We start from the raw sequence: 26125 nt of genomic DNA on the forward strand, positions 1-26125 counted from the left end.
AACTATCGGTAACAAAATAACATTGCTGTGCTCGTATTATGTTCAGGAAGAGGCGGTGTTTTGGGATAAACACTGTTTTAGGAAGAAACTGGAGTTTCAGGAAGAAACACGATTTCAGGATGAAATCAGGGACACCTCCAGGAAGGAGATCGAGAGCCGATTAGGAATGTCGGTGGGGCAGGAGCCTAAAGGGATTGGATCACGGAAGAGACAGGATGGGAACGTCAGGAAGAAAGTGGGACGCCAGCAAGGATTGTGGGTCAGGGAGACCAAAAAGGAAAAGTTTTCACGGATGAGCAGGGATGCAAATGTGTAGCGGGATAGCTATAAAACGAACCGGGGGTACTGAGAAATCAGTACCCCCAATTTTTTGACTGCAATAAGCGCGTACCGGGCTATCGCTGAGAACGTATGAACAAAATGCGGCGATTGGGTCAGGCTGATATCAATGCTATGCTTTGCCGCCATTACCGTTGGCTTCAAGGGCGAGAAACCGCATGAGCAGAGAGAACCTGGTTCGTCAGTCATTATTCGATATTGAGCGTGCATTGAGGGAAAGTCCTTTCTGGCAGGTGGTTCCGCCAGAAGACGACGCGTTTAACAGCACTGAGCCTTTCAGCCTTGATACCATGCGACCTGAAGCGTGGTTGCAGTGGGTCTTTTTGCCGCGGATGCATGCCCTGTTGGATAGTGAATTAGCGCTGCCCGCGGAATTGGCTTTGCTTCCCTATTTTGAAGACGCGCTGGAAGGTACGCCAGAAGAGACATCGGCAATCCTGTTGCGTCTCAAGCTGCTCGATGAGCTATTCAACCCTGATGTACAGGATGGCGCAGTACACGATGCTTGAGATTATTTATCAGGATGAGCATCTGGTCGCGGTCAATAAACCTAGCGGCTGGTTAGTCCATCGTAGCTGGCTGGATCGCAAAGAAAAAGTCGTGGTGATGCAGACGGTGCGCGATCAAATCGGCCAGCACGTCTATACCGTTCATCGTCTCGACAGGCCGACATCTGGCGTGTTGCTGCTTGCACTGTCCAGTGAGGTGGCAAGAACGCTATCTCAGCAGTTCGAATCGCACCAGATGCAGAAAACGTATCATGCCGTGGTGCGTGGTCATGTGTTGGATGATGGCGTGATCGACTATGCGCTTACCGAAGAACTGGACAAGATTGCTGATAAGTTTGCCCATCCTGATAAAGCGCCGCAGCCTGCTGTCACGCATTACCGTTCTTTAGCGCAGGCTGAGATGCCGGTCGCCATCGGTCGTTACCCCACGGCACGCTACAACCTGATGGAGCTGAAACCGCAAACCGGACGTAAGCACCAGTTACGCCGCCATATGTCACATATCCACCATCCGATTATCGGAGATACTGCACACGGTGATCTGCGACACAACCGCGGCATGGCGACACATTTTTCCTGTGGCAGGCTCATGCTGCATGCCAGCGAGTTGCAACTGAATCATCCGGTGAGTGGACAGCCACTGACATTGCAGGCGCGTTGGGATGCGCCATGGCAGGGCGTCATGAGGCAGTTTAGCTGGCAAGGCATTCTCCCTGAATTTGAAGGGGTTGAGTTTCCTGCCGAGTCAGGTCAGGATAGCGGGCATCTCGTCGAGTAGTTATCTCTGTTGTATTACTTTTGTCTTAAATACATCGAATTAAAAAGGGAGTCAGAAGCATGGCGCAGATTGGTATTTTTGTGGGTACGGTCTACGGGAATGCACTGCTGGTGGCCGAAGAAGCCGAAAATATCCTCAGGGAGCGTGGCCACGAGGTTAAGGTCTTTGAAGATGCGACGCTAGGATCCTGGCTGGACTACCGCGAGCATACGGTTTTAGTGGTCACGTCAACAACGGGGCAAGGCCAACTGCCTGATTCTATCGTTCCGTTATACGCTGGATTGCGTGATAACGGTGGCTATCAGCCAGCCTTGCGCTACGGCGTGATTGCATTGGGTGACAGCAGCTATCCGAATTTCTGCGCGGGGGGGCATCTTTTCGATGCGCTATTGCAGGACATTGGCGCGAAGCGTTTGGGTGACGTTTTGGCAATCGATGCGGTCGAACACCCGGAGCCGGAAGTCGTGTCATGCCCGTGGGTTGAAGCATGGGCGGATTTGATTGACGAACAGTGAAGCCGTATTGCGATAAAAACGGGAGCTAGCAAGGCTCCCGTTTTCGTTGCGGTCTGTCGCAATATATTTAGCAATCACTATGCTTAGCGGTTCTTGGTCAGCTTCTCTAAATCCGCTTCTATTTCGGCAATTTTGTTGGACACGACGCTTTCCAGATGACGCAGATCGTCGAGGATTTTGCGTTTCAGATCGACTTCCACCTGATCTTGTTGGCAGATTTTATCTAATTCATCAATGACATAACGTAAATTTGGGCTAATTTCGTTGATCTCTTTATAGCCCTGTCCCGCGTTGTCAGCCATGATGGTTTTGCGCTGGCGTGGATATTTGAATTTCACGCTTTTCGCGAAAAATTCGCCTTTATCCTTGCGAAAATAGATCTTCAGGATGTCGTTATTCGCTTCCTGACGCAGGCTATAGCGATCGATATCATCGGGATTGGTAATGCCCAGGCTTTGTAGATTGTCATACATAGCGTCACCTTCTCGGTTTTAGATAGTCCTGATTGTGTTCGAACATAAAAAAACGGCGGGTGATTAGCCCGCCGTTTCTCGTTTAGTCGATGGAGCGTAATAACTCATTGATGCCCACTTTACCGCGGGTTTTCGCATCCACTTTCTTCACAATAACTGCACAGTACATGCTGTGGCTACCATCTTTGGACGGCAGGTTGCCGGACACGACGACGGAGCCAGCAGGGACGCGGCCATAGTGAATTTCACCGGTTTCACGATCGTAAATACGGGTACTTTGGCTGATAAACACGCCCATCGAGATGACGGAACCTTCTTCAACGACAACGCCTTCTACCACTTCAGAGCGCGCACCGATGAAGCAGTTATCTTCGATGATGGTTGGGTTGGCCTGCAACGGTTCCAGAACGCCGCCGATGCCAACGCCGCCAGACAGGTGGACGTTTTTACCGATTTGGGCGCAAGAACCTACGGTTACCCACGTATCGACCATCGTCCCTTCATCAACGTAAGCACCGATGTTGACGTAAGACGGCATTAGCACGGTATTACGTGCGATATAGGCGCCGCGGCGTACGCTGGCTGGCGGTGCAACACGCACGCCTTCACGCTGGAAACGTGCTTCATCATAGTCAGCGAATTTCATTGGCACTTTGTCGAAAAAGCGTGTTTCGCCGCCTTCGATAAGGTGGTTGTCGTTAATACGGAAAGAGAGCAGTACGGCTTTCTTCAGCCATTGATGGGTAACCCATTGGCCGTCGATTTTCTCCGCAACACGCAGAGTACCGCTATCCAACAGGCTGATAGCCTGGTTAACGGCTTCACGCGTCACGGTATCTGCGTTTGCCGGAGTGATTTCAGCGCGGCGTTCAAAAGCTGTTTCAATGATGTTCTGTAATTGTTGGTGCATCCTGATTTCTCTTTCCTGATTGTAAAAATTAACTCAATGGTACTTTATCGTTTGGGTTAAGGGCTTCTGTCAACCGTTCTTGCAATTTAAGGCGTAATTCCGGCTTTAAGGCGCGTCTCTCGCTGTCAGCCAGAATGAAAAGATCCTCTACGCGTTCGCCGATCGTGGAAATGCGCGCACCGTGTAGCGACAGGTTGAGATCGGCAAAAATCTCACCGATACGCGCCAGCAGCCCCGGTTGATCGAGTGCGCTAAGTTCCATATAGCTGCGTCTGTCCGTATGCGTCGGCAGGAAGTTGACTTCGGTTGGCACGCTGAAATGACGTAGCTTCGGCGAGGGGCGGCGTACGCGCGGGTGTTGATAATGCCGTTGTGTCAGCGCCTGTTCCAGCGCATGGCGTATCATTTCATGCCGATCCTGCGCCAGCGGGCTGCCGTCCGGTTCCAGCACAATAAACGTATCCATCGCCATGCCGTCGCGACTGGTAAAAATCTGCGCATCGTGGACGCTGAGGTTACGTCGGTCTAACTCACCGGCGACCGCCGCGAAAAGATAAGGCCTGTCCGGGCTCCAGATAAAAATTTCTGTACCGCCACGACTGGCCTGATGGCTGATCAGTACCAGCGGTTTGTTGACATCATGCTCCAGCAGATGGCGCGCGTGCCAGGCAATCTGGTTTGGCGAATGGCGCAGGAAATAATCGGCTCGACAGCGGCTCCAGATGTGGTGCAACGCCTCTTCGTCAATGTTATCCATACGCAGCAACGCCAGCGCTTGCAGCCGATGGTGACGGACGCGTTCGCGTAAATCCGGCGTATTTTGCATGCCACGACGCAACTGTTTCTCCGTCGCGAAATAGAGTTCACGCAATAGACTCTGCTTCCAACTGTTCCATAGTGTTTCATTGGTGGCGCAAATATCCGCAACGGTCAGGCTGACCAGATAGCGCAAGCGGGTTTCACTCTGTACTTCCGCGGCAAATTGCTGAATGACGGCAGGATCCTGAATATCGCGGCGCTGTGCGGTGACGGACATCAGCAAGTGGCAGCGTACCAGCCAGGAAACTAGCTGGGCTTCACGCGAGTTCAGCCCGTGCAATGCGGCAAATTCCAGCACGTCGTGTGCGCCCAGTTCGGAGTGATCGCCCCCACGGCCTTTAGCAATATCGTGGAACAGCGCGGCCAGCAGGAATAATTCGGGCTGGGGCAGGCGAGGATGGAGTTCTACACACAGCGGGTGTTGCGGTCGGGTATTCTCGTCAGCGAAGCTTTCCAGCTTGAGCAGCACGCGGATCGTGTGTTCATCCACCGTATAGGCGTGAAACAGATCGAACTGCATCTGACCGACGATGTTCCCCCACAGCGGCATATAGGCCCACAGCACGCTATGGCGATGCATGGGCAACAGCGCACGACTGACTGCATAAGGATGGCGCAGGATATCCATGAACAACTGACGTGCCTCGGGAATGGTGCAGAGCGGGCTGGCGAGGTGACGGCGCGCATGGCGCAACTGGCGCAATGTGGTGGAATAGATGCCTTTGATATCACGGTTACGCACCATCAGGTAAAACATCCGCATGATGGCTTCTGGCTTTTTGATAAACAGGTTTTCATCGCGTAGATCCACCAGATTGCCGCGTAGCTGGAATTCATCATCAAGCAGGCGGGGCTTTTCACTCGCATCCAGCGCTAAAATGGCTTCATCAAAGAGCTGTAACAGCATCTGGTTCAACTCGCTGACGCGACGCGTCATGCGGTAGAAATCCTTCATCATGCGCTCTACCGGCGTGTTGCCTTCTCCTTGGTACTGCAACAACTGCGCGACGTTAAGCTGTCTGTCGAACAGTAGCCGGTTATCGTAGCGTGGCAGGAGTAGATGCAGGGCGAAACGGATGCGCCACAAAAAGCTTTGGCATTCGTTCAACTCTTTACGCTCGGCTTCTGTCAGGAAGCCGAAGCCCACCATTTCATTGAGCGAGGTCGCGCCAAAGTGGCGTCTGGCCACCCACAGCAGCGTGTGAATATCGCGTAGCCCGCCAGGGCTGCTTTTGATATCCGGTTCCAGATTATAGCTGGTGCTGTGATAGCGCTGATGGCGCTCCTGCTGTTCGGCGATTTTTGCCGGAAAAAACGTGGATGACGGCCAAAATTCATCACTGAATACGTGTTTTTGCAGCGTGAGAAACAGAGCAACATCGCCGCATATCATGCGGGATTCGATCAGATTGGTCGCGACAGAAATGTCTGCACGCCCTTCCTGTAAGCACTCTTCCAGCGTTCTGACGCTATGGCCGACTTCCAGCTTCAGATCCCACAGCAGGGTGATGAATTGACCGACGCGCTGGGAATATTCTTCACTGAGCGCTGTCTGGCTTAATACCAGCACGTCGATATCGGAAAGCGGATGCAGTTCACCACGGCCATATCCGCCAACGGCGACCAGTGCCGTTTGGGCGATATTTTCAAAACCGTAGAAGTACCACAGCCGCTGTAACAGGCGATCGATGAACAAGGTTCTGGCATCAATGAGTTTCTCCGCGCTGACGCCGGAACGGAATTCTGTTCCGAGCCAAAGCTGGAATAGCTCCAACTGTTGCTTCAGCGCCTGACAGTTCAGCATGTCATCTGAATAGGTCAGCGGCGACGCGGGAGGCTGTGATGGCGTAATGGCGTCTACAGGGCTGTGTGGTAAAGAAGCGTCAGGTGGCATAATGTCTGGCGAAAAGCGTTTATCTGTCATAGCGCAGCCCATAAAAAAACCGGCATCTGCCGGCTTAGTGTTTACTGTTCATGCGTGATGATGTTGGGGAGGGTGTCATCCTTTCGCAACGTCATTATTTCGCAGCCGTTATCGGTTACCACAATAGTATGCTCGTACTGTGCCGACAAGCTGCGATCTTTGGTTTTTACCGTCCAGCCGTCTTTCATTGTACGGATGCGGAAATCACCCGCATTGAGCATCGGCTCGATCGTAAATGCCATTCCGGCCTGCAACACCACGCCGCCGTCATCGGCATCATAGTGCAAAACCTGTGGCTCTTCGTGGAAGCCTTGACCGATACCGTGACCGCAATATTCACGTACGACGGAGAAATTGTTGCCTTCAGCAAATTGTTGGATCGCTTTGCCCAATGTACGCAAGCGAATGCCCGGTTTGACCATTTTCAGCGCCAGATAGAGGCTTTCCTGCGTGATGCGGCAGAGGCGCTCGCCCAGAATAGTCGGTTTGCCTGCGATGAACATTTTTGACGTATCGCCGTGAAAGCCGTCTTTGATGACGGTGACGTCGATATTGACGATGTCGCCATCCTTGAGAATTTTGTCATCGCTTGGAATGCCGTGGCACACCACTTCATTAACAGAAATACACACTGATTTCGGGAAACCGTGATAACCCAGACACGCAGAAATGGCTTGCTGTTTGTTGGTGATGTGATCGTGACAGATTTTGTCCAGTTCGGCGGTACTGACACCCGGCACGACGTGGGGCTCGATGATTTCGAGAACTTCGGCAGCCAGACGACCCGCTACGCGCATTTTTTCGATGTCTTCAGGAGTTTTAATTGAAATTGCCATTGATGATTGTCCCGCAGGTGCCTGTTAAGCACGAAAATTAAGAGCGATAACTAATAACTTATGTTAACAGTCCTGCCGCTGGCTTGCCAAACTATCATTCTGATTCGTGGACGATTGCATAACAAAGGGTGGTGTCGTAGGGGGATTTATGGTATAAAGCGCGCCGATGATCCGGCTGGATAGCGGTTATTCGTTATTCAACCTCATCGACTAAACTCACTTTGTGTAAATAACACACACATGTCGGCACGTTCGCCGGGGTGCTCCTGAGGTGTTTCACCGGATGGGGTCGGCGCAATGGGACATGTGGAGGCATAACCCCATACTTAATTAATAGAGGTAATCATGGCAACTGTTTCCATGCGCGATATGCTCAAGGCTGGCGTACACTTTGGTCACCAGACCCGTTACTGGAACCCGAAAATGAAGCCATTCATCTTCGGTGCGCGTAACAAAGTTCACATCATCAACCTTGAAAAAACCGTACCAATGTTCAACGACGCTCTGGCTGAGCTGAGCAAAATTGCTTCTCGCAAAGGCAAAATTCTGTTCGTTGGTACTAAGCGCGCAGCAAGCGAAGCGGTAAAAGATGCAGCCAACAACTGCGATCAGTTCTTCGTGAACCATCGTTGGTTGGGCGGTATGCTGACTAACTGGAAAACCGTTCGTCAGTCCATCAAACGTTTGAAAGATCTGGAAACCCAATCTCAAGACGGCACGTTCGACAAGCTGACCAAAAAAGAGGCGCTGATGCGCACTCGTGAACTGGACAAGCTGGAAAACAGCCTGGGCGGTATCAAAGATATGGGCGGTCTGCCAGACGCGCTGTTCGTAATCGACGCCGATCACGAGCACATCGCCATCAAAGAAGCTAACAACCTGGGTATTCCAGTATTCGCCGTGGTTGATACCAACTCCGATCCAGATGGCGTTGACTACATCATCCCTGGTAACGACGATGCAATCCGTGCAGTTAGCCTGTACCTGAGCGCTGTTGCTACTGCTGTCCGTGAAGGCCGTTCTCAAGATCTGGCTGTGCAGGCAGAAGAAGGCTTAGTAGAAGCTGAATAATAAGTCTGGCTCGTTGAGCCCTTATTAACCAGGTAGTACTAGTTTGGTTAGGGGCCTTTTTATGGCCCCTTTTTCACTTTTAAAGCTGTTTGGTCGTGACGGCCAGGCAGGAAAAATCTCCCGAGGATTTTAGAATGGCTGAAATTACCGCATCCCTGGTAAAAGAGCTGCGTGAGCGTACCGCCGCAGGCATGATGGAATGTAAGAAGGCGCTGGTTGAAGCGAACGGCGATATCGAGCTGGCTATCGAAAACATGCGTAAATCCGGCGCGATTAAAGCAGCGAAAAAAGCAGGTAACGTTGCTGCTGATGGCGTGATCAAAACGAAGATCGACGGCCACTACGCGGTGATCCTGGAAGTTAACTGCCAGACTGACTTCGTTGCGAAGGATGGTGGTTTCCAGGCGTTTGCTGACAAAGTGCTGGACGCGGCTGTAGCCGGTAAAATCACTGACGTTGACGTGCTGAAAGCACAGTTCGAAGAAGAGCGTGTTGCGCTGGTTGCAAAAATCGGTGAGAACATCAACATTCGCCGTGTTGCAGCGCTGGAAGGCGACGTTCTGGGTAACTACCAGCACGGTGCGCGCATCGGTGTTCTGGTTGCGGCTAAAGGCGCTGACGAAGAGCTGGTTAAACACCTGGCTATGCACGTTGCCGCAAGCAAGCCTGAATTCGTGAAACCAGAAGACGTGTCTGCTGAAGTGGTAGAAAAAGAGTACCAGGTTCAGTTGGAAATCGCGATGCAGTCCGGTAAGCCGAAAGAAATCGCAGAGAAAATGGTTGAAGGCCGCATGAAGAAATTCACCGGCGAAGTGTCTCTGACAGGTCAGCCTTTCGTTATGGATCCCGCTAAATCTGTTGGTCAACTGCTGAAAGAGCACAACGCTGACGTCACTAACTTCATCCGTTTCGAAGTGGGTGAAGGTATTGAGAAAGTTGAGACTGACTTTGCTGCTGAAGTTGCAGCAATGAGTAAGCAGTCTTAATAATAAAAAGAGCCGCCAGTTGGCGGTTCCTTTTTATCCAGCCTCAAGAGTTTTAGTTCGCTTGGCTTACTGCATTCAGATAGGGAGCCAGGTGGACAGTTTTGATTTTTACAACCCCCCAATACGACGACAGCCTGTAGGATAAGAACACCATGGCAACCAATGCAAAACCCGTCTATCAACGAATCCTGCTGAAGCTCAGTGGCGAAGCTTTACAGGGAACTGAAGGTTTTGGTATCGATGCGAGCATTCTGGATCGCATGGCTCAGGAAGTGAAAGAACTGGTTGAGTTAGGCATTCAGGTCGGTGTGGTTATCGGCGGTGGTAACCTGTTTCGTGGCGCGGGTCTGGCTAAAGCGGGTATGAACCGCGTTGTGGGCGACCACATGGGAATGCTGGCGACTGTGATGAATGGTCTGGCAATGCGTGATGCGTTGCACCGTGCCTATGTGAACGCTCGCTTGATGTCTGCTATTCCTTTGAACGGCGTCTGCGACAACTACAGTTGGGCAGAAGCGATCAGTCTACTGCGTAATAATCGCGTGGTGATTTTCTCCGCTGGAACGGGTAACCCTTTCTTTACCACCGATTCTGCGGCTTGCTTGCGCGGCATTGAGATTGAAGCGGATGTCGTATTGAAGGCGACAAAAGTCGATGGCGTCTATTCTGCCGATCCGGTGAAAGATCCTTCAGCAACGATGTATGAAACGCTAACATATCAAGACGTGTTAGAACGTGAGCTGAAAGTGATGGATCTTGCTGCTTTCACGCTGGCTCGTGACCATAACTTGCCGATCCGCGTGTTCAACATGAACAAACCCGGCGCGCTGCGTCGCGTTGTCATGGGTGAAAAAGAAGGGACGTTGATTAGTCAGTAATAACGGCTAATCCCGATTATAGGGTAATATATTTTCAGTATTGCTCTATACACGTCAGCCGAGCGCTGGCATTAATTATTCACCGGATCATGTACTGACATGGTTCGCCAGGCAACCAGTTTTCAAGGGTTCACAACGTGACTAATGAAATCAGAAAAGATGCTGAAACGCGCATGGACAAATGTGTTGAAGCGTTTAAAAACCAGATCAGCAAAATCCGTACCGGCCGTGCATCACCTAGCATTCTCGATGGCATTCAGGTTGAATACTATGGCAGCGCCACGCCACTGCGTCAGGTGGCTAACGTTGTCGTAGAAGATTCCCGCACGCTGGCGATTACGGTATTTGATCGTACGCTGGGCCCGGCAGTTGAGAAAGCGATCATGGCCTCCGATCTCGGCCTGAACCCGTCTTCTGCTGGCACCGTCATCCGTGTTCCACTGCCACCGTTGACCGAAGAGCGTCGTAAAGACCTGATCAAAGTCGTTCGCGGCGAAGCGGAACAAGGTCGCGTTTCTGTACGCAACGTGCGCCGTGATGCTAACGATAAATTGAAGGCGCTGTTGAAAGATAAAGCGATCAGTGAAGATGAAGAACGTCGCGCTCAGGACGACGTGCAGAAACTGACTGACAACTTCATTAAGAAAGTTGACGTCGCACTGGCAGAAAAAGAAGCGGAGCTGATGGAGTTCTAATCAGCCCGTTGAATATCGCGTCGCAGGAAATCTGTGGGGTTGCCCCCTTTTTTCGGCGGCGCTTTATTTTTATATAATGGTAATTGTTCTAAACTCGTGTACCTTCCTGTCATCAAATCCGGTTATTCAGAGCATTTTTAATGAAGCAACTGACAATTCTTGGTTCCACTGGCTCTATTGGCGTCAGTTCGCTGGCCGTGATTAAAGCCAATCCCGATAAATTTGCCGTACGTGCGTTATCCGCCGGGTACAACGTCAAGCTGATGCTGGAGCAGTGCCTCACGTTCCAACCTGCCTATGCCTCAATGGCGGATGAAGCCTCTGCAACCTCGCTGCGCCAGCAACTGGCGGAATACGGCTGTAAAACGGAAGTGCTGGCGGGGGAGCAGGCTGCGTGTGATCTTGCTGCCTTGGATGGCGTAGATCAGGTCATGGCTGCAATTGTGGGGGCCGCTGGGCTATTACCGACGCTGGCGGCTATCCATGCCGGAAAACAGGTTTTGTTGGCGAATAAAGAGTCACTGGTGACCTGTGGACGTCTCTTTATGGACGCCGTGGCGCGAAGTGGCGCACAGCTTTTACCGATTGATAGCGAACATAATGCGATTTTTCAGAGTTTACCTGAGCAAATTCAACGCCAGTTAGGCTACGCTTCATTGTCGCAGCATGGTGTTGACCGTATTGTCCTGACAGGCTCTGGTGGGCCATTTCGTGAAACCCCTGTGTCTGCGCTGGCAGACATGACGCCGGATCAGGCGTGTGCGCATCCAAACTGGTCAATGGGGCGTAAGATTTCGGTTGATTCCGCCACGATGATGAACAAAGGGCTGGAATATATCGAAGCGCGTTGGTTGTTTAATGCGTCTGCCGAACAGATGGAAGTGATTATTCATCCGCAGTCGGTGATTCACTCAATGGTTCGTTACCGTGATGGCAGCGTTCTGGCGCAGTTGGGGTCGCCTGATATGCGAACGCCGATTGCCCACGCGATGGCGTATCCCGAACGGGTGGACTCTGGCGTGAAAGCGTTAGATTTTTGCCAGATTGGTGCGCTGACCTTTTTGGCACCGGATTATACGCGCTATCCTTGTTTACAGTTGGCGATTGATGCCTGCAATCATGGACAGTCGGCCACCACCGCATTGAACGCCGCGAATGAAATTGCGGTAGCGGCATTTTTGCAGTCGCAGATTCGCTTTACCGATATTGCTGCGGTAAATCGATATGTTATTGAACAACTTACATTACCAGAACCCAGCAGCGTTGATGATGTTCTGTTCATTGATCGCTGGGCCAGACAGGCTGCAACACAGACTCTGACACACTACGCGCGATAGCCGGATAGACCCATGGCACAATTTGTTCATGTGCGGTGGAGGTGGTATAGTCTGCGCCACTCAATGGTTGATTACGCAAAGCGGTTTAATTGACCATGCTGCTAAGCCGTGATCGTTCACGGCTTTTTTTGCGCTAACGGGGTCTGATGTTACGGAAGGACTGTTGTATTTCTTGCTTGAGGAAATAAGTACGCGTTATGCCGTCCGATAATCAAAAAAATACTCACGATCTGCCACCCGCCGGGCCGCGGCATGTTGCCATTATCATGGATGGCAACGGTCGCTGGGCGAAAAGCCGGGGAAAGATGCGGATTTTTGGCCATCAGGCTGGTGTAAAGGCTGTGCGACGTTCAGTCAGTTTCGCGGTGAACCAAGGGCTGGAGGCACTGACGCTTTACGCTTTTAGCAGTGAAAACTGGAACCGTCCGGCGCAGGAAGTTTCCGCACTCATGGAACTGTTTGTTCGGGCGTTGGACAGTGAAGTAAAAAACCTGCACAAGCACAATGTTCGCCTACGAGTAGTTGGTGATATCGCTCGCTTCAGTCCACGTTTACAAGAACGAATCCGCCGTTCAGAGGTACTGACAGAAAAGAATCAGGGTCTTACCCTGAATATTGCCGCGAATTATGGCGGCCGTTGGGATATTATTCAGGGCGTACGGCAACTTGCAGTGCAGGTACAGGAAGGCATTCTGCGGCCTGATAGCATTAATGAAGCGTCATTATGTCAGTACATCTGTCTGAATGATCTGGCCCCGGTTGATTTGGTGATCAGAACCGGTGGAGAACACCGCATCAGTAATTTTCTGCTGTGGCAAATTGCTTATGCTGAACTTTACTTTACCGATGTCCTCTGGCCAGATTTCGATGAACAAGTCTTTGAAGGTGCGCTGAATGCTTTTGCACAACGCGAGCGCCGCTTCGGGGGAACAACACCTATCGATGCGACTGCATCCTAGGGGGAACTTTTGCTGAAGTATCGCCTGATTACTGCTTTTATTTTGATCCCGATTGTTATTGCAGCGTTGTTCTTGCTGCCTCCTCTGGGATTTACGCTCGTTACGTTGGCGGTTTGTATGCTGGCGGCATGGGAATGGGGTCAACTGGCCGGTTTTGCCTCTTATGGCCAACGCCTGTGGCTCGCGATTCTGTGCGGTTTATTGCTGGCGCTGATGCTGTTCTCACTCCCGGCCTACCATTATTCTGCTCATATTCCACAGATCAGTATTGCGCTTTGGTCATCGCTGGTGTGGTGGGGCGTCGCGCTGCTTCTGGTGCTGTTTTACCCGGTTTCTGCCTCATTCTGGCGTCATTCGCGCACATTGCGGCTCGTATTCGGTATTATGACGATCGTGCCATTTTTTTGGGGCATGGTCGCGCTGCGTCATTATGACTACGCGATGAATCCGTTTACGGGGGCCTGGTGGCTGTTGTATGTCATGCTATTAGTGTGGGGGGCAGACAGCGGTGCTTACATGTTCGGTAAACTGTTTGGCAAGCGTAAACTGGCGCCAAAAGTCTCGCCGGGCAAAACCTGGGAAGGCTTTCTTGGCGGTTTGGCAACCTCTGCGGCGATCTCTGGACTGTTTAGTCTTTATGCACCGCTAACAGTGGCACCGTCAACATTGCTGGCTTGCTCTATCGCTGCGGCGCTGGCCTCGGTGCTGGGGGATTTGACGGAAAGCATGTTCAAACGCGAGGCTGGCATCAAAGACAGCAGTCACTTAATCCCTGGGCATGGTGGTGTGCTTGATCGTATCGACAGCCTGACGGCTGCGGTTCCTGTGTTCTCTTGCCTGATGCTGCTGCTGTTTAAAGTGGCGTAGAATAAAGCGGTAGAGCTATTTATGCTGAGTTTTTTCTGGAATCTTGCCGCGTTTATCATTGCACTTGGAGTGCTGGTCACCGTCCATGAATTTGGGCATTTCTGGGTGGCGCGTCGCTGTGGTGTGAAGGTGGAACGCTTCTCCGTCGGTTTCGGTCGTGCGCTCTGGCGGCGCCGCGATCGTACCGGTACAGAATTCGTGATTGCACTGATCCCACTTGGCGGTTACGTCAAGATGCTGGATGAGCGTGTCGATGCCGTCGCGCCAGAATTCCGCCACCAGTCATTTAACAATAAAACCGTCTGGCAGCGTGCGGCTATCGTCAGCGCTGGCCCGATAGCCAACTTCCTGTTTGCTATTGTGGCGTACTGGCTGGTGTTTATTCTCGGCGTGCCGGGTGTGCGTCCGGTAGTGGGTGAAATTCTGCCCAATTCCATCGCGGCGCAAGCGGAAATGTCGGCAGGAATGGAACTAAAGTCCGTTGATGGTATCGAAACGCCTGATTGGGATACTGCGCGTCTGGCACTAATCGGTAAAATTGGTGATAGCGAGGTTGTGATCGGAACCGCGCCTTTAGGCTCTGACCGTGTCGTCCAGAAAACGCTGGATTTACGCGATTGGCAGTTTGAGCCGGACAAACAAGATCCTGCCTCTTCGCTCGGGATTATTCCGCGTGGCCCGCAAATTGAGCCGATATTGCGTCAGGTGCAGGCAGGGTCGGCGGCGGAAAAAGCAGGTTTGCAAGTCGGAGATAGGATCGTTAAAGTCGACGGGCAGGCGCTAGCGCAATGGCGTGATTTTGTCATCGCTGTGCGTGATAATCCTGGGCAATCTCTTGCTCTGGCGGTGGAGCGGAATGGCGAAACCCTGTCGTTAACGTTAATGCCAGACAGCAAATCGGTGGGGCGTGGCAAAGTTGAAGGGCTGGCGGGCGTGATGCCAAGCGTGACGCCGCTGCCTGAAGAGTATAGGACCGTGCGCCAGTATGGGCCGTTCAGCGCGATCTATCAGGCAACAGATAAAACCTGGCAACTGATGAAATTGACCGTCAGTATGTTAGGGAAACTGGTTATGGGTGATGTTAAGCTGAACAACCTGAGTGGTCCGATTTCGATTGCTCAGGGGGCTGGAATGTCAGCAGATTATGGATTGATTTATTACCTGATGTTTTTGGCCCTAATCAGCGTCAATTTGGGGATCATCAATCTATTCCCTCTGCCGGTATTGGATGGTGGACACCTGCTCTTTCTTGCAGTTGAAAAATTGAAAGGCAGGCCGGTTTCTGAGCGTGTGCAGGACGTTAGCTATCGCATTGGTACAGTATTGCTGATGTTGTTAATGGGACTCGCACTTTTCAATGATTTCTCTCGTCTCTAGGCGCGGGATTAGGTTAGGAAAAACGCATAACAACGATGGCGATCAAAAAGTTGCTCATAGCGTCGCTGCTGTTTAGCAGCGCAACCGTATACGGTGCAGACGGGTTCGTGGTGAAGGACATTCATTTCGAGGGCCTGCAAAGGGTTGCCGTCGGGGCGGCACTACTCAGTATGCCTGTTCGTGTTGGTGATACCATCGGTGACGATGACATCGGTAACACTATCCGTGCCTTGTTTGCGACTGGAAATTTTGAAGATGTTCGTGTTCTGCGCGATGGCGAAACGCTGATTGTGCAGGTGAAAGAACGTCCGACAATCGCCAGCGTCACGTTTTCCGGCAATAAGTCCGTCAAAGACGACATGCTGAAAGAAAACCTTGAGGCGTCGGGCGTGCGCGTCGGTGAAGCCTTAGACCGTACTGCGCTCACTAACATCGAAAAAGGGCTGGAAGATTTCTACTACAGCGTGGGTAAATACAGCGCCTCGGTTAAAGCCGTTGTCACACCACTGCCGCGTAATCGTGTCGATCTGAAGCTGGTCTTTACGGAGGGTGTTTCCGCCAAGATCCAGCAGATTAACATTGTCGGTAACAAAGCGTTCAGCTCCGACGAACTGATTTCTCGTTTCCAACTGCGTGATGAAGTGCCGTGGTGGAACGTGGTGGGTGATCGTAAATACCAGAAACAAAAGTTGTCTGGCGATCTGGAAACCTTACGCAGTTTCTATCTGGATCGCGGCTATGCGCGTTTCAACATTGATTCTACTCAGGTGAGCCTGACGCCAGATAAAAAAGGCATCTATATCACTATCAATATGACGGAAGGCGAGCAGTACAAGCTATCCGGCGTGACGGTGAAAGGCAATCTGGCTGGTCACTCTGCGGAAATCGAAGGGTTGACGAAGATTGAACCGGGTGAACTCTACAACGGGACGAAAGTCACCCGCATGGAAGAGGACATCAAAAAGCTGCTGGGTCGTTATGGTTATGCCTATCCGCGCGTCGTCACACAGCCAGAAATTAATGATGCCGACAAGACGGTGAAATTAAACATCAACGTTGATGCTGGTAACCGTTTCTATGTGCGTCATATCCGTTTTGACGGTAACGACACGTCTAAAGACTCGGTTCTGCGTCGTGAAATGCGCCAGATGGAAGGTGCCTGGTTAGGTAATGATCTGGTCGAACAGGGCAAAGAGCGTCTCAACCGACTGGGCTATTTTGAAAGTGTTGATGTAGAAACGCAGCGTGTTCCCGGCGTGGCCGATCAGGTTGATGTGACGTATAAAGTTAAAGAACGTAATACGGGCACATTCAACTTTGGTGTCGGTTTCGGTACAGAAAGTGGCGTGAGTTTTCAGGCGGGAGTTCAGCAGGACAACTGGTTGGGAACGGGGAATTCCGTGGGTATCAGCGGGACGAAAAACGACTACCAGACGTATGTCGAACTGTCACTGACCGACCCGTACTTTACCGTTGATGGTGTGAGCCTCGGTGGTCGTGTTTTCTACAACAAGTTTGAAGCATCCGACGCCGATCTGTCTGACTATACCAACGTAAGTTATGGCGTTGGCAGCACGTTGGGCTTCCCCATTAACGAGAACAACTCGTTGCGCCTCGGTGTGGATTATGTCCATAACGACCTCTCAGATATGAGACCGCAGGTGGCAATGTGGCGTTATCTGAATTCTGTGGGGGTCACGCCTTCTGTCGTTGATGAGAACACCAAGTCCGATGCGGATTTCAAAGCCAACGATCTTTTCCTGAATGCTGGATGGTCGTATAACAACCTTGATCGTGGCTACTTTCCGACGAAAGGGACGCGTGCCTCTGCTAATGCCAAGGTTGCTATACCTGGATCTGACAATGAATATTACAAACTGACGTTTGACTCAGCGAGCTATTATCCATTGACTGATAGTGGCAAATGGGTGCTCATGGGTCGAACCCGTGCGGGCTTTGCTGATGGCCTCGGTGGGAAAGAAGTGCCGTTCTACGACAACTTCTATGCTGGCGGCTCCAGTACGGTGCGTGGCTTCCAGTCGAATACCATTGGTCCTAAAGCGGCTTATTACCAATGTACAACAGGTACTCATACGTCATATTCAAACTGTCCGATTGATTCAACCAATCTGGATGATGCCGTTGGTGGTAACGCGATGGCCGTGTTGAGTGCGGAACTGATCGTACCGACGCCATTTATCAGTGATAAATACGCGAATTCAGTACGTACCTCGTTCTTTATTGATGGCGGTACAGTATGGGATACCAACTGGGAAAATACGCCTGCCACGATTGCCGCAGGCGTGCCGGATTACAGTAAGGCGAGTAACTTCCGCGTTTCCAGCGGTATCGCGTTGCAATGGATGTCTCCGCTTGGGCCATTGGTTTTCTCCTATGCCCAGCCGGTGAAAAAGTACGATGGAGACAAGTCGGAACAGTTCCAGTTTAACATTGGCAAAACCTGGTAGTGTGACGTCAGTAGGTCGTATGCAGGGAATGTCGCATCGTTGTTCGTTGATATGAGTCGCTCATTGATATGAACCGTTCATGGTATGAGTGTTGAATGCACGCTCATGTCATGACGCGGTGCTCATCATTAAGTGTTAAGACACAAATAGGTTAGGTTGAGGAGTTTATAGTGAAAAAGTGGTTATGTGCCGCAGGCCTCGGTTTAGCATTGGCTGCTTCAGCCAGCGTTCAGGCTGCTGACAAAATTGCCGTTGTTAACGTTTCCAGCATTTTCCAACAGTTGCCACAGCGTGAAACCGTTGGCAAACAGCTAGAAAATGAGTTCAAAGGCCGTGCTTCTGAATTGCAATCTATGGAAAACGATTTACAGACCAAGATGCAAAAGTTGCAACGTGATAGTTCCACCATGAAAGCGAGCGACCGCAGCAAGATGGAAAAAGACATCATGGCGCAGCGTGAGCAGTTCTCAACGAAAGCACAAGCTTTTGATCAGGATAACCGCCGTCGTCAGACGGAAGAACGCAATAAAATTCTGAGCCGTATTCAGGATGCCGTGAAAGCGGTTGCCAGCAAAGAAGGTTATGATGTTGTGATTGACGCTAACGCCGTTGCGTATGTCGCCAATGCCAAAGATATTACTGCCGATGTGCTGAAACAGGTTAAATAAACCATGTATTCGATTCGACTGGATGCGTTAGCTCAACAGTTGGATGCACAATTACACGGTGATGGCGATATCGTCATCACCGGTGTTGCTTCTATGCATTCGGCAAAAGCTGGGCACATTACGTTTCTTTCCGACAGTCGTTACCGTGAGCAACTAGCAGTGACGCAAGCCTCTGTTGTTGTGTTAACGGAAGCGGATTTGCCTTACTGTCAGGTTGCTGCACTGGTAGTGAAGAATCCCTATCTTACCTATGCACGCATGGCACAACTTCTGGATACGACGCCACAGCCAGCAACCGATATTGCGCCAAGTGCAGTTATTGCACCCGATGCGACGCTCGGCCAGCAGGTATCCGTGGGTGCAAATGCTGTCATCGAATCTGGCGCACAACTGGGTGATGGCGTTGTCATTGGCCCCGGTTGTTTTGTCGGTAAAGATGCTCGCATTGGCGCGGGGACGCGTTTATGGGCAAATGTAACGATTTATCACCGTGTGGAGCTGGGTGAGCATTGCCTGATCCAGTCTGGAACGGTTATCGGTTCTGACGGTTTTGGTTATGCCAACGATCGCGGCAACTGGGTGAAGATCCCGCAGTTGGGAACGGTCAGGATTGGCGATCGGGTTGAGATTGGCGCAAGCACGACCATCGATCGCGGTGCGTTGGATGATACGGTCATTGGCAATGGTGTTATCATTGATAACCAATGCCAGATTGCGCACAACGTCGTGATTGGCGACAATACCGCGGTCGCGGGTGGCGTCATTATGGCGGGAAGCTTGAAAATTGGTCGTTATTGCATGATCGGCGGTGCCAGCGTGATTAACGGGCACATGGAGATCTGCGATAAAGTGACGGTCACGGGAATGGGAATGGTCATGCGACCTATCACAGAACCTGGGGTATACTCTTCAGGCATTCCTTTACAACCCAATAAAGTATGGCGTAAAACCGCAGCGTTGGTGATGAATATTGATGAGATAAGCAAACGGTTGAAAGCCGTTGAACGAAAAGTCGATAACGTTTAATCACTCGCGTTTTATTTGCGGCCTGCCTGAAGACACCTAATTTAGGGTCTGCGCAGGCCGTGTTGTTGATGGCATCAGTTTTTATGGACAGGAAGAGTATTTTGACTACTGACACTCATACTCTGCATATTGAAGAGATTTTAGAATTATTACCGCACCGTTTCCCGTTTTTGCTAGTTGATCGGGTACTGGATTTTGAAGAAGGGAAGTTTCTGCGGGCGGTGAAAAACGTCTCTTTTAACGAACCCTTCTTCCAGGGCCATTTCCCAGGTAAACCGATTTTTCCTGGCGTGTTGATTCTGGAAGCTATGGCTCAGGCCACGGGGATTCTGGCGTTCAAAAGCGTCGGTAAATTGGAACCGGGTGAGCTGTACTATTTCGCCGCTGTTGACGAAGCGCGTTTTAAGCGTCCGGTGCAGCCAGGCGATCAAATGATCCTTGAAGTTGAATTCATCAAAGAGCGTCGTGGCGTTGCACGCTTTAAAGGTGTTGCCAAAGTTGATGGCGAAGTGGCCTGTGAAGCGTCAATGATGTGTGCTCGTCGTCGGGAGTCCTGATAACGTGATTGATCAAACCGCCTTTATTCACCCTAGTTCGATTGTTGAAGACGGTGCCATTATTGGCGCTGGCGTTCATATTGGCCCGTTCTGCTATATCGGTTCTCAGGTTGAGATCGGTGCAGGTACGGTGCTGAAATCACATGTCGTCGTCAATGGCGTCACTAAAATTGGTCGCGATAACGAAATCTATCAGTTCACGTCAATTGGTGAAGTGAATCAGGATCTCAAGTATGCCGGGGAACCGACCCGCGTTGAGATTGGCGATCGTAACCGCATCCGTGAAAGCGTCACGATTCATCGCGGTACAACGCAGGGCGGTGGGTTGACTAAAGTTGGTAGCGATAACCTGTTGATGATCAACACGCATATCGCACACGACTGTGTGGTGGGTAACCGTTGTATTCTGGCGAATAATGCGACGCTGGGCGGCCACGTATCCGTCGATGATTTTGCAATTATCGGTGGGATGACGGCGGTACACCAGTTCTGCATTATCGGTGCTCACGTCATGGTTGGTGGATGCTCCGGTGTCGCGCAAGACGTACCGCCGTATGTGATCGCGCAGGGGAACCACGCCACGCCGTTTGGCCTGAACATCGAAGGCCTGAAGCGTCGTGGATTCGAGAAAGACACCCTGCATGCGATTCGTAACGCGTACAAACTGCTTTACCGCAGTGGTAAAACGTTGGATGAAGTGAAACCGGAAATTGAAGCGCTGGCGGCGGAATACCCGGCGGTGCAGGCGTTTACCGATTTCTTCGCCCGTTCTACGCGCGGCATCATTCGTTAATCCATGTCATCACGTCCTTTGACTATTGGGCTGGTCGCCGGGGAAACTTCCGGCGACATCCTTGGCGCAGGCCTGATCCGGGCGCTAAAAGAAAAGGTGCCCGATGCGCGGTTTGTCGGCGTTGCCGGGCCGCGTATGCAGGCTGAAGGCTGTGAAGCCTGGTACGAAATGGAAGAGCTGGCGGTGATGGGCATTGTGGAAGTGCTTGAGCGGCTTCCTCGCCTGCTGAAAATTCGGCGGGATTTAACCCAGCGCTTCAGCGAACTCCAACCCGATGTTTTCGTGGGGATTGATGCACCTGATTTCAATATCACGCTGGAGGGGAACCTCAAGCAGCGCGGCATCAATACTATTCACTACGTCAGTCCATCTGTGTGGGCTTGGCGTCAAAAACGCGTTTTCAAAATAGGTAAAGCGACCAATCTGGTGCTGGCCTTCTTGCCTTTTGAAAAAGCGTTTTACGATCGTTTCAATGTACCCTGTCGCTTTATCGGCCACACGATGGCAGATGCGATGCCGCTGCATCCCGATAAACTGGCCGCCCGTACGGCCTTGGGAATTGCGCCGGATGCGCACTGTCTGGCGCTGCTGCCGGGCAGCCGTGGCGCTGAAGTAGAAATGCTGAGTGCCGATTTCCTCAATACGGCTGTGCTACTGCGCCAACATTTTCCCGATCTGGAAATCGTGGTTCCGTTGGTCAACAGCAAGCGGCGTGAGCAGTTCGAGCGGATAAAAAGTAGCGTGGCTCCCGATCTCCGCGTGCATTTGCTGGATGGTCAGGCGCGTGAAGCTATGATTGCCAGCGATGCGGCGCTATTGGCATCCGGCACGGCGGCGTTAGAGTGCATGCTGGCGAAATGTCCGATGGTTGTCGGTTATCGTATGAAGCCGTTTACCTTTTGGCTGGCGCAGCGTCTGGTCAAAACGCCGTGGGTATCACTACCTAACCTGCTGGCCGGGCGTGAGCTGGTGACAGAACTGCTACAGACCGACTGCACGCCAGATAAGCTGGCCGCCGCGCTGCTGCCACTGTTTGCCAATGCGGATAAAACGGCTGAATTGCGCACGACGTTTGTGGATTTGCATCAGCAAATTCGCTGTAACGCCGATGAGCAGGCGGCTCAGGCGGTGCTGGAATTAGTAAGGCCTTGTTAATAAGCATATTAATAAAACCATGAGCGAAATATTTGTCTATCCGCAGGCGACCTGTATCGCTGGCGTTGATGAAGTTGGGCGTGGCCCTCTGGTTGGCGCGGTCGTAACCGCTGCGGTGATCCTGGACCCGACCCGATCCATTGTCGGGCTGGCGGATTCTAAAAAGCTGAGTGAAAAACGTCGGCTGGCGCTCTATGATGAAATCAAAGAGAAGGCGCTGGCATGGAGCCTCGGTCGTGCGGAGCCGGAAGAGATTGACCAACTGAATATCCTGCATGCTACCATGTTGGCAATGCAGCGTGCGGTCGCGGGATTGGCTATCAAGCCTGATTTTGTTCTCATTGACGGCAACCGTTGTCCGGCGTTACCGATGCCCGCTCAGGCGGTGGTTAAAGGGGATAGCCGCGTGGCAGAAATCAGCGCGGCCTCGATTATGGCGAAAGTGACTCGCGATCGTGAGATGGTCGAGTTGGATCAACGCTTCCCCGCTTATGGCTTTGCTCAACACAAAGGCTATCCAACGGCTTTTCATCTGGAGAAACTGGCTGCGCTGGGCGCGACTGAGTTTCACCGTCGGAGCTTCGCGCCAGTTAAACGTGCATTAGGTCTGGCGTAAAACATCATTATTAACTCTCGGTGTGGCGTGCGCAGGCAATCGTGTCGCAGCCATGCTGACTAATCGATAAATTCTGGGATCCGGAGATGGCCGAACCACGTTTTGTTCACCTGCGTGTTCACAGTGACTATTCCATGATCGATGGGCTGGCTAAAGTCGGCCCTCTGGTAAAAAAAACGGCGGCACTCGGCATGCCGGCGCTGGCGATTACCGATTTTACCAACCTGTGTGGGCTGGTTAAATTCTATGGTGGCGCGCATGGCGCAGGCATCAAGCCGATTATCGGCGCAGACTTCTATGTCGAAAGCGACGAGCTAGGGGATGAACTCGCGCATCTCACCGTGCTGGCGATGAATAATAAGGGCTACCAGAATCTCACGTTGCTGATTTCTCGTGCTTATCAACGCGGTTATGGCGCAGCCGGGCCGACGATTGACCGCGATTGGCTGATTGAGCATCAGGAAGGGCTGATTTTACTGTCTGGTGGTCGCCGTGGGGATGTCGGTCAATTTTTGCTCCGCGGTAATCAGGCGCAGGCCGAACAGTGTCTGGCGTTCTATCAGGAGCATTTCCCTCAGCGTTATTATCTGGAGTTGACGCGTACCTCCCGCCCCGACGAAGAAAGCTATTTGCACGCGGCTGTCGAACTGGCAACGCAGCACGGATTGCCGGTAGTGGCGACCAATGAAGTGTGTTTCATCAGTTCTGATGATTTTGATGCCCATGAGATCCGCGTAGCGATTCACGATGGCTACACGCTTGACGATCCCAAACGTCCACGTCATTACAGCCCGCAGCAGTACATGCGTTCCGAAGAGGAAATGTGCGAGCTATTTGCGGATATTCCTGAAGCGCTGGCGAACAGCGTTGAAATTGCCAAGCGCTGTAACGTAACAATCCGTTTGGGGGAATATTTCCTGCCGCAGTTCCCGACGGGCGATATGAGTACGGAAGATTTTCTGGTTCAGTGCTCGAAAAAGGGGCTGGAGGAACGTCTCGAATTCCTGTTCCCTGACCCGGAAGTGCGCGCTGAGCGTCGGCCTGAATATGATGAGCGTCTGGACATTGAACTGGGCGTAATCAACCAGATGGGCTTCCCAGGCTACTTCCTGATCGTGATGGAATTTATCCAATGGTCGAAAGATAACGACGTGCCTGTTGGGCCGGGACGCGGTTCCGGCGCTGGCTCGTTAGTGGCTTACGCGCTGAAAATCACCGATCTGGATCCGCTAGAATTCGACCTGCTGTTCGAACGCTTCCTCAACCCTGAACGTGTCTCCATGCCTGACTTCGACGTCGATTTCTGTATGGAAAAACGCGATAAGGTCATCGATCACGTCGCGGAAATGTACGGACGTGATGCGGTATCGCAGATTATTACTTTCGGTACGATGGCGGCGAAAGCGGTGATTCGTGACGTTGGGCGCGTGCTTGGGCACCCTTATGGGTTTGTCGATCGTATCTCAAAACTGGTGCCGCCCGATCCCGGCATGACGCTGGAAAAAGCCTTTGCCGCTGAGCCGCAACTGCCGGAAATTTATGAAGCCGATGAGGAAGTGAAAGCGCTGATTGATATGGCGCGGAAGCTTGAAGGCGTAACGCGTAATGCCGGTAAACACGCTGGTGGGGTGGTGATATCCCCCACCAAGATCACCGATTTCGCACCGTTATATTGCGACGCGGAAGGGAACCATCCGGTTACCCAGTTTGATAAGAATGACGTGGAATATGCCGGGCTGGTGAAGTTCGACTTCCTTGGCCTGCGTACGTTGACCATTATCGACTGGGCGTTGGGGATGATTAACGCTCGTCGTGCGAAGCAAGGGCTGGAGCCGATTGATATCGCTGCGATCCCGCTCGATGACAAGAAAAGTTTCGACATGCTGCAACGCTCGGAAACCACAGCGGTATTCCAGCTTGAATCGCGCGGTATGAAAGACCTGATCAAACGCCTCAAACCTGACTGCTTTGAAGATATGATCGCTCTGGTAGCGCTGTTCCGTCCCGGCCCGCTGCAATCCGGTATGGTGGATAACTTTATCGACCGTAAGCATGGCCGTGAAGCGATTTCGTATCCTGATATCGAGTGGCAGCACGAGTCACTCAAGCCAGTGCTGGAGCCGACCTACGGCATAATCCTGTATCAGGAACAGGTGATGCAGATCGCGCAGGTGCTGGCGGGTTACACGCTGGGCGGCGCAGACATGCTGCGTCGTGCGATGGGGAAAAAGAACCCGGTCGAGATGGCGAAGCAGCGCGGTGGTTTTGAAGATGGCGCGAAATCCCGCGGGGTGAACGGCGAACTGGCAGTTAAGATTTTCGACCTGGTGGAAAAATTTGCCGGTTACGGCTTTAATAAATCTCACTCCGCCGCTTATGCATTGGTGTCTTACCAGACGCTGTGGCTGAAGGCGCACTATCCTGCAGAATTCATGGCGGCGGTGATGACCGCCGATATGGACAACACGGATAAAGTGGTGGGTTTGGTGGATGAATGCTGGCGGATGAATTTAAAAATTCTGCCGCCGGACATCAACAGCGGTCTGTATCACTTCCACGTTAATGACGATGGCGAGATTGTTTACGGCATCGGTGCAATTAAAGGCGTGGGTGAAGGCCCAATAGAAGCGATTATTGAAGCGCGTAATCAGGGCGGCTATTTTAGAGAACTGTTTGATCTTTGTGCACGTACCGACATTAAAAAGCTGAACCGTCGCGTGCTGGAAAAGCTGATTATGTCGGGTGCTTTTGATCGTCTGGGGCCGCATCGTGCCGCGCTGATGAACTCATTAGCGGATGCGCTGAAAGCTGCCGATCAGCACGCGAAAGCGGAAGCCATTGGTCAGGTGGATATGTTTGGCGTGCTGGCCGAGGCACCAGAACAGGTTGAACAATCCTACAGTACGGTGCCGCCGTGGCCGGAGCAGGTGGTGCTTGATGGTGAACGGGAAACGCTGGGGCTGTATCTGACCGGCCACCCGATCACGCAATATATTAAGGAAATTGAACGCTATGCCAATGGCGTGCGTTTGAAAGATATGCACCCGACGGATCGGGGCAAAATGACCACTGCCGTTGGGCTGGTGTTGGCGGCCCGCGTCATGGTTACCAAGCGGGGGAACCGTATTGGTGTCTGTACATTGGACGATCGTTCCGGTCGGCTTGAGATCATGCTGTTTACCGATGCATTGGAAAAATATCAGCATTTACTTGAGAAAGACCGTATCCTTATCGCCAGTGGACAGGTCAGCTTTGATGACTTCAGCGGCGGGCTTAAAATGACCGTCCGAGAGTTAATGGATATCAGTGAAGCGCGGGAAAAATACGCGCGCGGGCTTGCTATCTCGCTGACTGACAGGCAAATTGATGACCAGCTATTAAACCGTCTCCGTCAATCGTTGGAACCCCATCGATCGGGGACGATCCCAGTGCATCTCTACTACCAGCGTGAAGATGCGCGCGCCCGATTACGCTTCGGGGCAGCATGGCGTGTAACGCCTGCCGATGCGCTACTGAACGAGCTGCGCACATTAGTGGGTAATGAGCAGGTGGAACTGGAATTTGACTAA

General features: G+C 51.9%; 23 protein-coding genes. 19 read left to right on the forward strand and 4 right to left on the reverse strand.

Annotated features, from left to right (window positions below; translation table 11 throughout):
- Positions 1-497: 497 nt before the first annotated feature.
- Genes OI69_RS11825 through OI69_RS11835 form a run of 3 tightly spaced genes read left to right on the forward strand, consistent with a single transcriptional unit; the run spans position 498 to position 2141 of the window.
- Complete coding sequence (locus tag OI69_RS11825) at positions 498-848, forward strand: YqcC family protein (protein WP_039350523.1); 351 nt, start codon at positions 498-500, stop codon at positions 846-848.
- Positions 841-1626, forward strand: coding sequence for a tRNA pseudouridine(65) synthase TruC (gene truC, locus OI69_RS11830; RefSeq protein WP_039350525.1), 786 nt, complete (start codon positions 841-843; stop codon positions 1624-1626). The genes OI69_RS11825 and truC overlap by 8 nt, the downstream gene beginning before the upstream one ends.
- 59 nt (positions 1627-1685) lie before the next feature.
- Positions 1686-2141 carry a flavodoxin gene (locus tag OI69_RS11835; RefSeq protein ID WP_039350535.1) on the forward strand — a complete coding sequence of 152 codons (456 nt, stop codon included), beginning with the start codon at positions 1686-1688 and terminating at the stop codon, positions 2139-2141.
- A gap of 83 nt (positions 2142-2224) precedes the next feature.
- Here the strand turns inward: OI69_RS11835 and OI69_RS11840 are convergent, their stop codons facing one another.
- The 4 genes from OI69_RS11840 to map all read right to left on the reverse strand — a co-directional run bounded on the left by OI69_RS11840 (position 2225) and on the right by map (position 7103).
- Entirely contained in the window at positions 2225-2614 is a 390-nt protein-coding gene (locus OI69_RS11840) for a DUF3461 family protein (RefSeq protein ID WP_039350546.1), read from the reverse strand.
- Positions 2615-2696: 82 nt separating this feature from the next.
- Positions 2697-3524, reverse strand: a complete 828-nt coding sequence (gene dapD / locus OI69_RS11845; RefSeq protein WP_039350547.1) for a 2,3,4,5-tetrahydropyridine-2,6-dicarboxylate N-succinyltransferase — start codon at positions 3522-3524, stop codon at positions 2697-2699.
- Between the two features lie 28 nt (positions 3525-3552).
- A complete protein-coding gene (gene glnD / locus OI69_RS11850; RefSeq protein WP_039350549.1) occupies positions 3553-6267 on the reverse strand; it encodes a bifunctional uridylyltransferase/uridylyl-removing protein GlnD in 2715 nt (904 codons plus the stop codon).
- 41 nt (positions 6268-6308) lie between these two features.
- Entirely contained in the window at positions 6309-7103 is a 795-nt protein-coding gene (map, locus tag OI69_RS11855; RefSeq protein ID WP_039350551.1) for a type I methionyl aminopeptidase, read from the reverse strand.
- 345 nt (positions 7104-7448) lie between these two features.
- Here map and rpsB point away from each other — a divergent pair, with 345 nt between their 5' ends.
- The 16 genes from rpsB (at position 7449) to dnaE (ending at position 26125) form a co-directional block, all read left to right on the forward strand.
- Positions 7449-8174 (forward strand): 30S ribosomal protein S2, encoded by a 726-nt coding sequence (gene rpsB, locus OI69_RS11860; protein ID WP_010284816.1) that lies wholly within the window; start codon positions 7449-7451, stop codon positions 8172-8174.
- A gap of 134 nt (positions 8175-8308) precedes the next feature.
- On the forward strand, positions 8309-9160 hold the full coding sequence (gene tsf / locus OI69_RS11865) for a translation elongation factor Ts (RefSeq protein ID WP_039350554.1): 852 nt from the start codon (positions 8309-8311) through the stop codon (positions 9158-9160).
- Positions 9161-9312: 152 nt separating this feature from the next.
- On the forward strand, positions 9313-10038 hold the full coding sequence (gene pyrH, locus OI69_RS11870) for a UMP kinase (protein WP_010284821.1): 726 nt from the start codon (positions 9313-9315) through the stop codon (positions 10036-10038).
- A 137-nt stretch (positions 10039-10175) separates the two neighbouring features.
- Positions 10176-10733, forward strand: coding sequence for a ribosome recycling factor (frr, locus tag OI69_RS11875; RefSeq protein ID WP_039350558.1), 558 nt, complete (start codon positions 10176-10178; stop codon positions 10731-10733).
- Between the two features lie 140 nt (positions 10734-10873).
- Entirely contained in the window at positions 10874-12070 is a 1197-nt protein-coding gene (gene ispC, locus OI69_RS11880; protein ID WP_039350562.1) for a 1-deoxy-D-xylulose-5-phosphate reductoisomerase, read from the forward strand.
- Positions 12071-12267: 197 nt separating this feature from the next.
- Positions 12268-13029 carry a (2E,6E)-farnesyl-diphosphate-specific ditrans,polycis-undecaprenyl-diphosphate synthase gene (gene ispU / locus OI69_RS11885; RefSeq protein WP_039350565.1) on the forward strand — a complete coding sequence of 254 codons (762 nt, stop codon included), beginning with the start codon at positions 12268-12270 and terminating at the stop codon, positions 13027-13029.
- A gap of 9 nt (positions 13030-13038) precedes the next feature.
- Positions 13039-13896, forward strand: coding sequence for a phosphatidate cytidylyltransferase (gene cdsA, locus OI69_RS11890; protein ID WP_039350568.1), 858 nt, complete (start codon positions 13039-13041; stop codon positions 13894-13896).
- Positions 13897-13917: 21 nt separating this feature from the next.
- Entirely contained in the window at positions 13918-15273 is a 1356-nt protein-coding gene (gene rseP, locus OI69_RS11895) for a sigma E protease regulator RseP (protein WP_039350572.1), read from the forward strand.
- 35 nt (positions 15274-15308) lie between these two features.
- Positions 15309-17741, forward strand: coding sequence for an outer membrane protein assembly factor BamA (gene bamA / locus OI69_RS11900; protein ID WP_039350574.1), 2433 nt, complete (start codon positions 15309-15311; stop codon positions 17739-17741).
- 170 nt (positions 17742-17911) lie between these two features.
- The gene (skp, locus tag OI69_RS11905; RefSeq protein ID WP_039350578.1) at positions 17912-18409 is read left to right on the forward strand and encodes a molecular chaperone Skp; all 498 of its coding nucleotides are present in this window, start codon (positions 17912-17914) and stop codon (positions 18407-18409) included.
- 3 nt (positions 18410-18412) lie between these two features.
- Positions 18413-19435, forward strand: a complete 1023-nt coding sequence (gene lpxD, locus OI69_RS11910; RefSeq protein ID WP_039350581.1) for a UDP-3-O-(3-hydroxymyristoyl)glucosamine N-acyltransferase — start codon at positions 18413-18415, stop codon at positions 19433-19435.
- Between the two features lie 83 nt (positions 19436-19518).
- Entirely contained in the window at positions 19519-19992 is a 474-nt protein-coding gene (gene fabZ, locus OI69_RS11915; protein ID WP_172644777.1) for a 3-hydroxyacyl-ACP dehydratase FabZ, read from the forward strand.
- Between the two features lie 4 nt (positions 19993-19996).
- On the forward strand, positions 19997-20785 hold the full coding sequence (gene lpxA / locus OI69_RS11920) for an acyl-ACP--UDP-N-acetylglucosamine O-acyltransferase (protein ID WP_039350814.1): 789 nt from the start codon (positions 19997-19999) through the stop codon (positions 20783-20785).
- Positions 20786-20788: 3 nt separating this feature from the next.
- On the forward strand, positions 20789-21940 hold the full coding sequence (gene lpxB / locus OI69_RS11925) for a lipid-A-disaccharide synthase (protein ID WP_039350584.1): 1152 nt from the start codon (positions 20789-20791) through the stop codon (positions 21938-21940).
- Between the two features lie 19 nt (positions 21941-21959).
- A complete protein-coding gene (gene rnhB / locus OI69_RS11930) occupies positions 21960-22556 on the forward strand; it encodes a ribonuclease HII (protein ID WP_039350587.1) in 597 nt (198 codons plus the stop codon).
- A gap of 86 nt (positions 22557-22642) precedes the next feature.
- Positions 22643-26125 (forward strand): DNA polymerase III subunit alpha, encoded by a 3483-nt coding sequence (dnaE, locus tag OI69_RS11935; RefSeq protein ID WP_039350590.1) that lies wholly within the window; start codon positions 22643-22645, stop codon positions 26123-26125.

The sequence above is a fragment of the Pectobacterium fontis genome, assembly GCF_000803215.1.
Classification (GTDB): domain Bacteria; phylum Pseudomonadota; class Gammaproteobacteria; order Enterobacterales; family Enterobacteriaceae; genus Pectobacterium; species Pectobacterium fontis.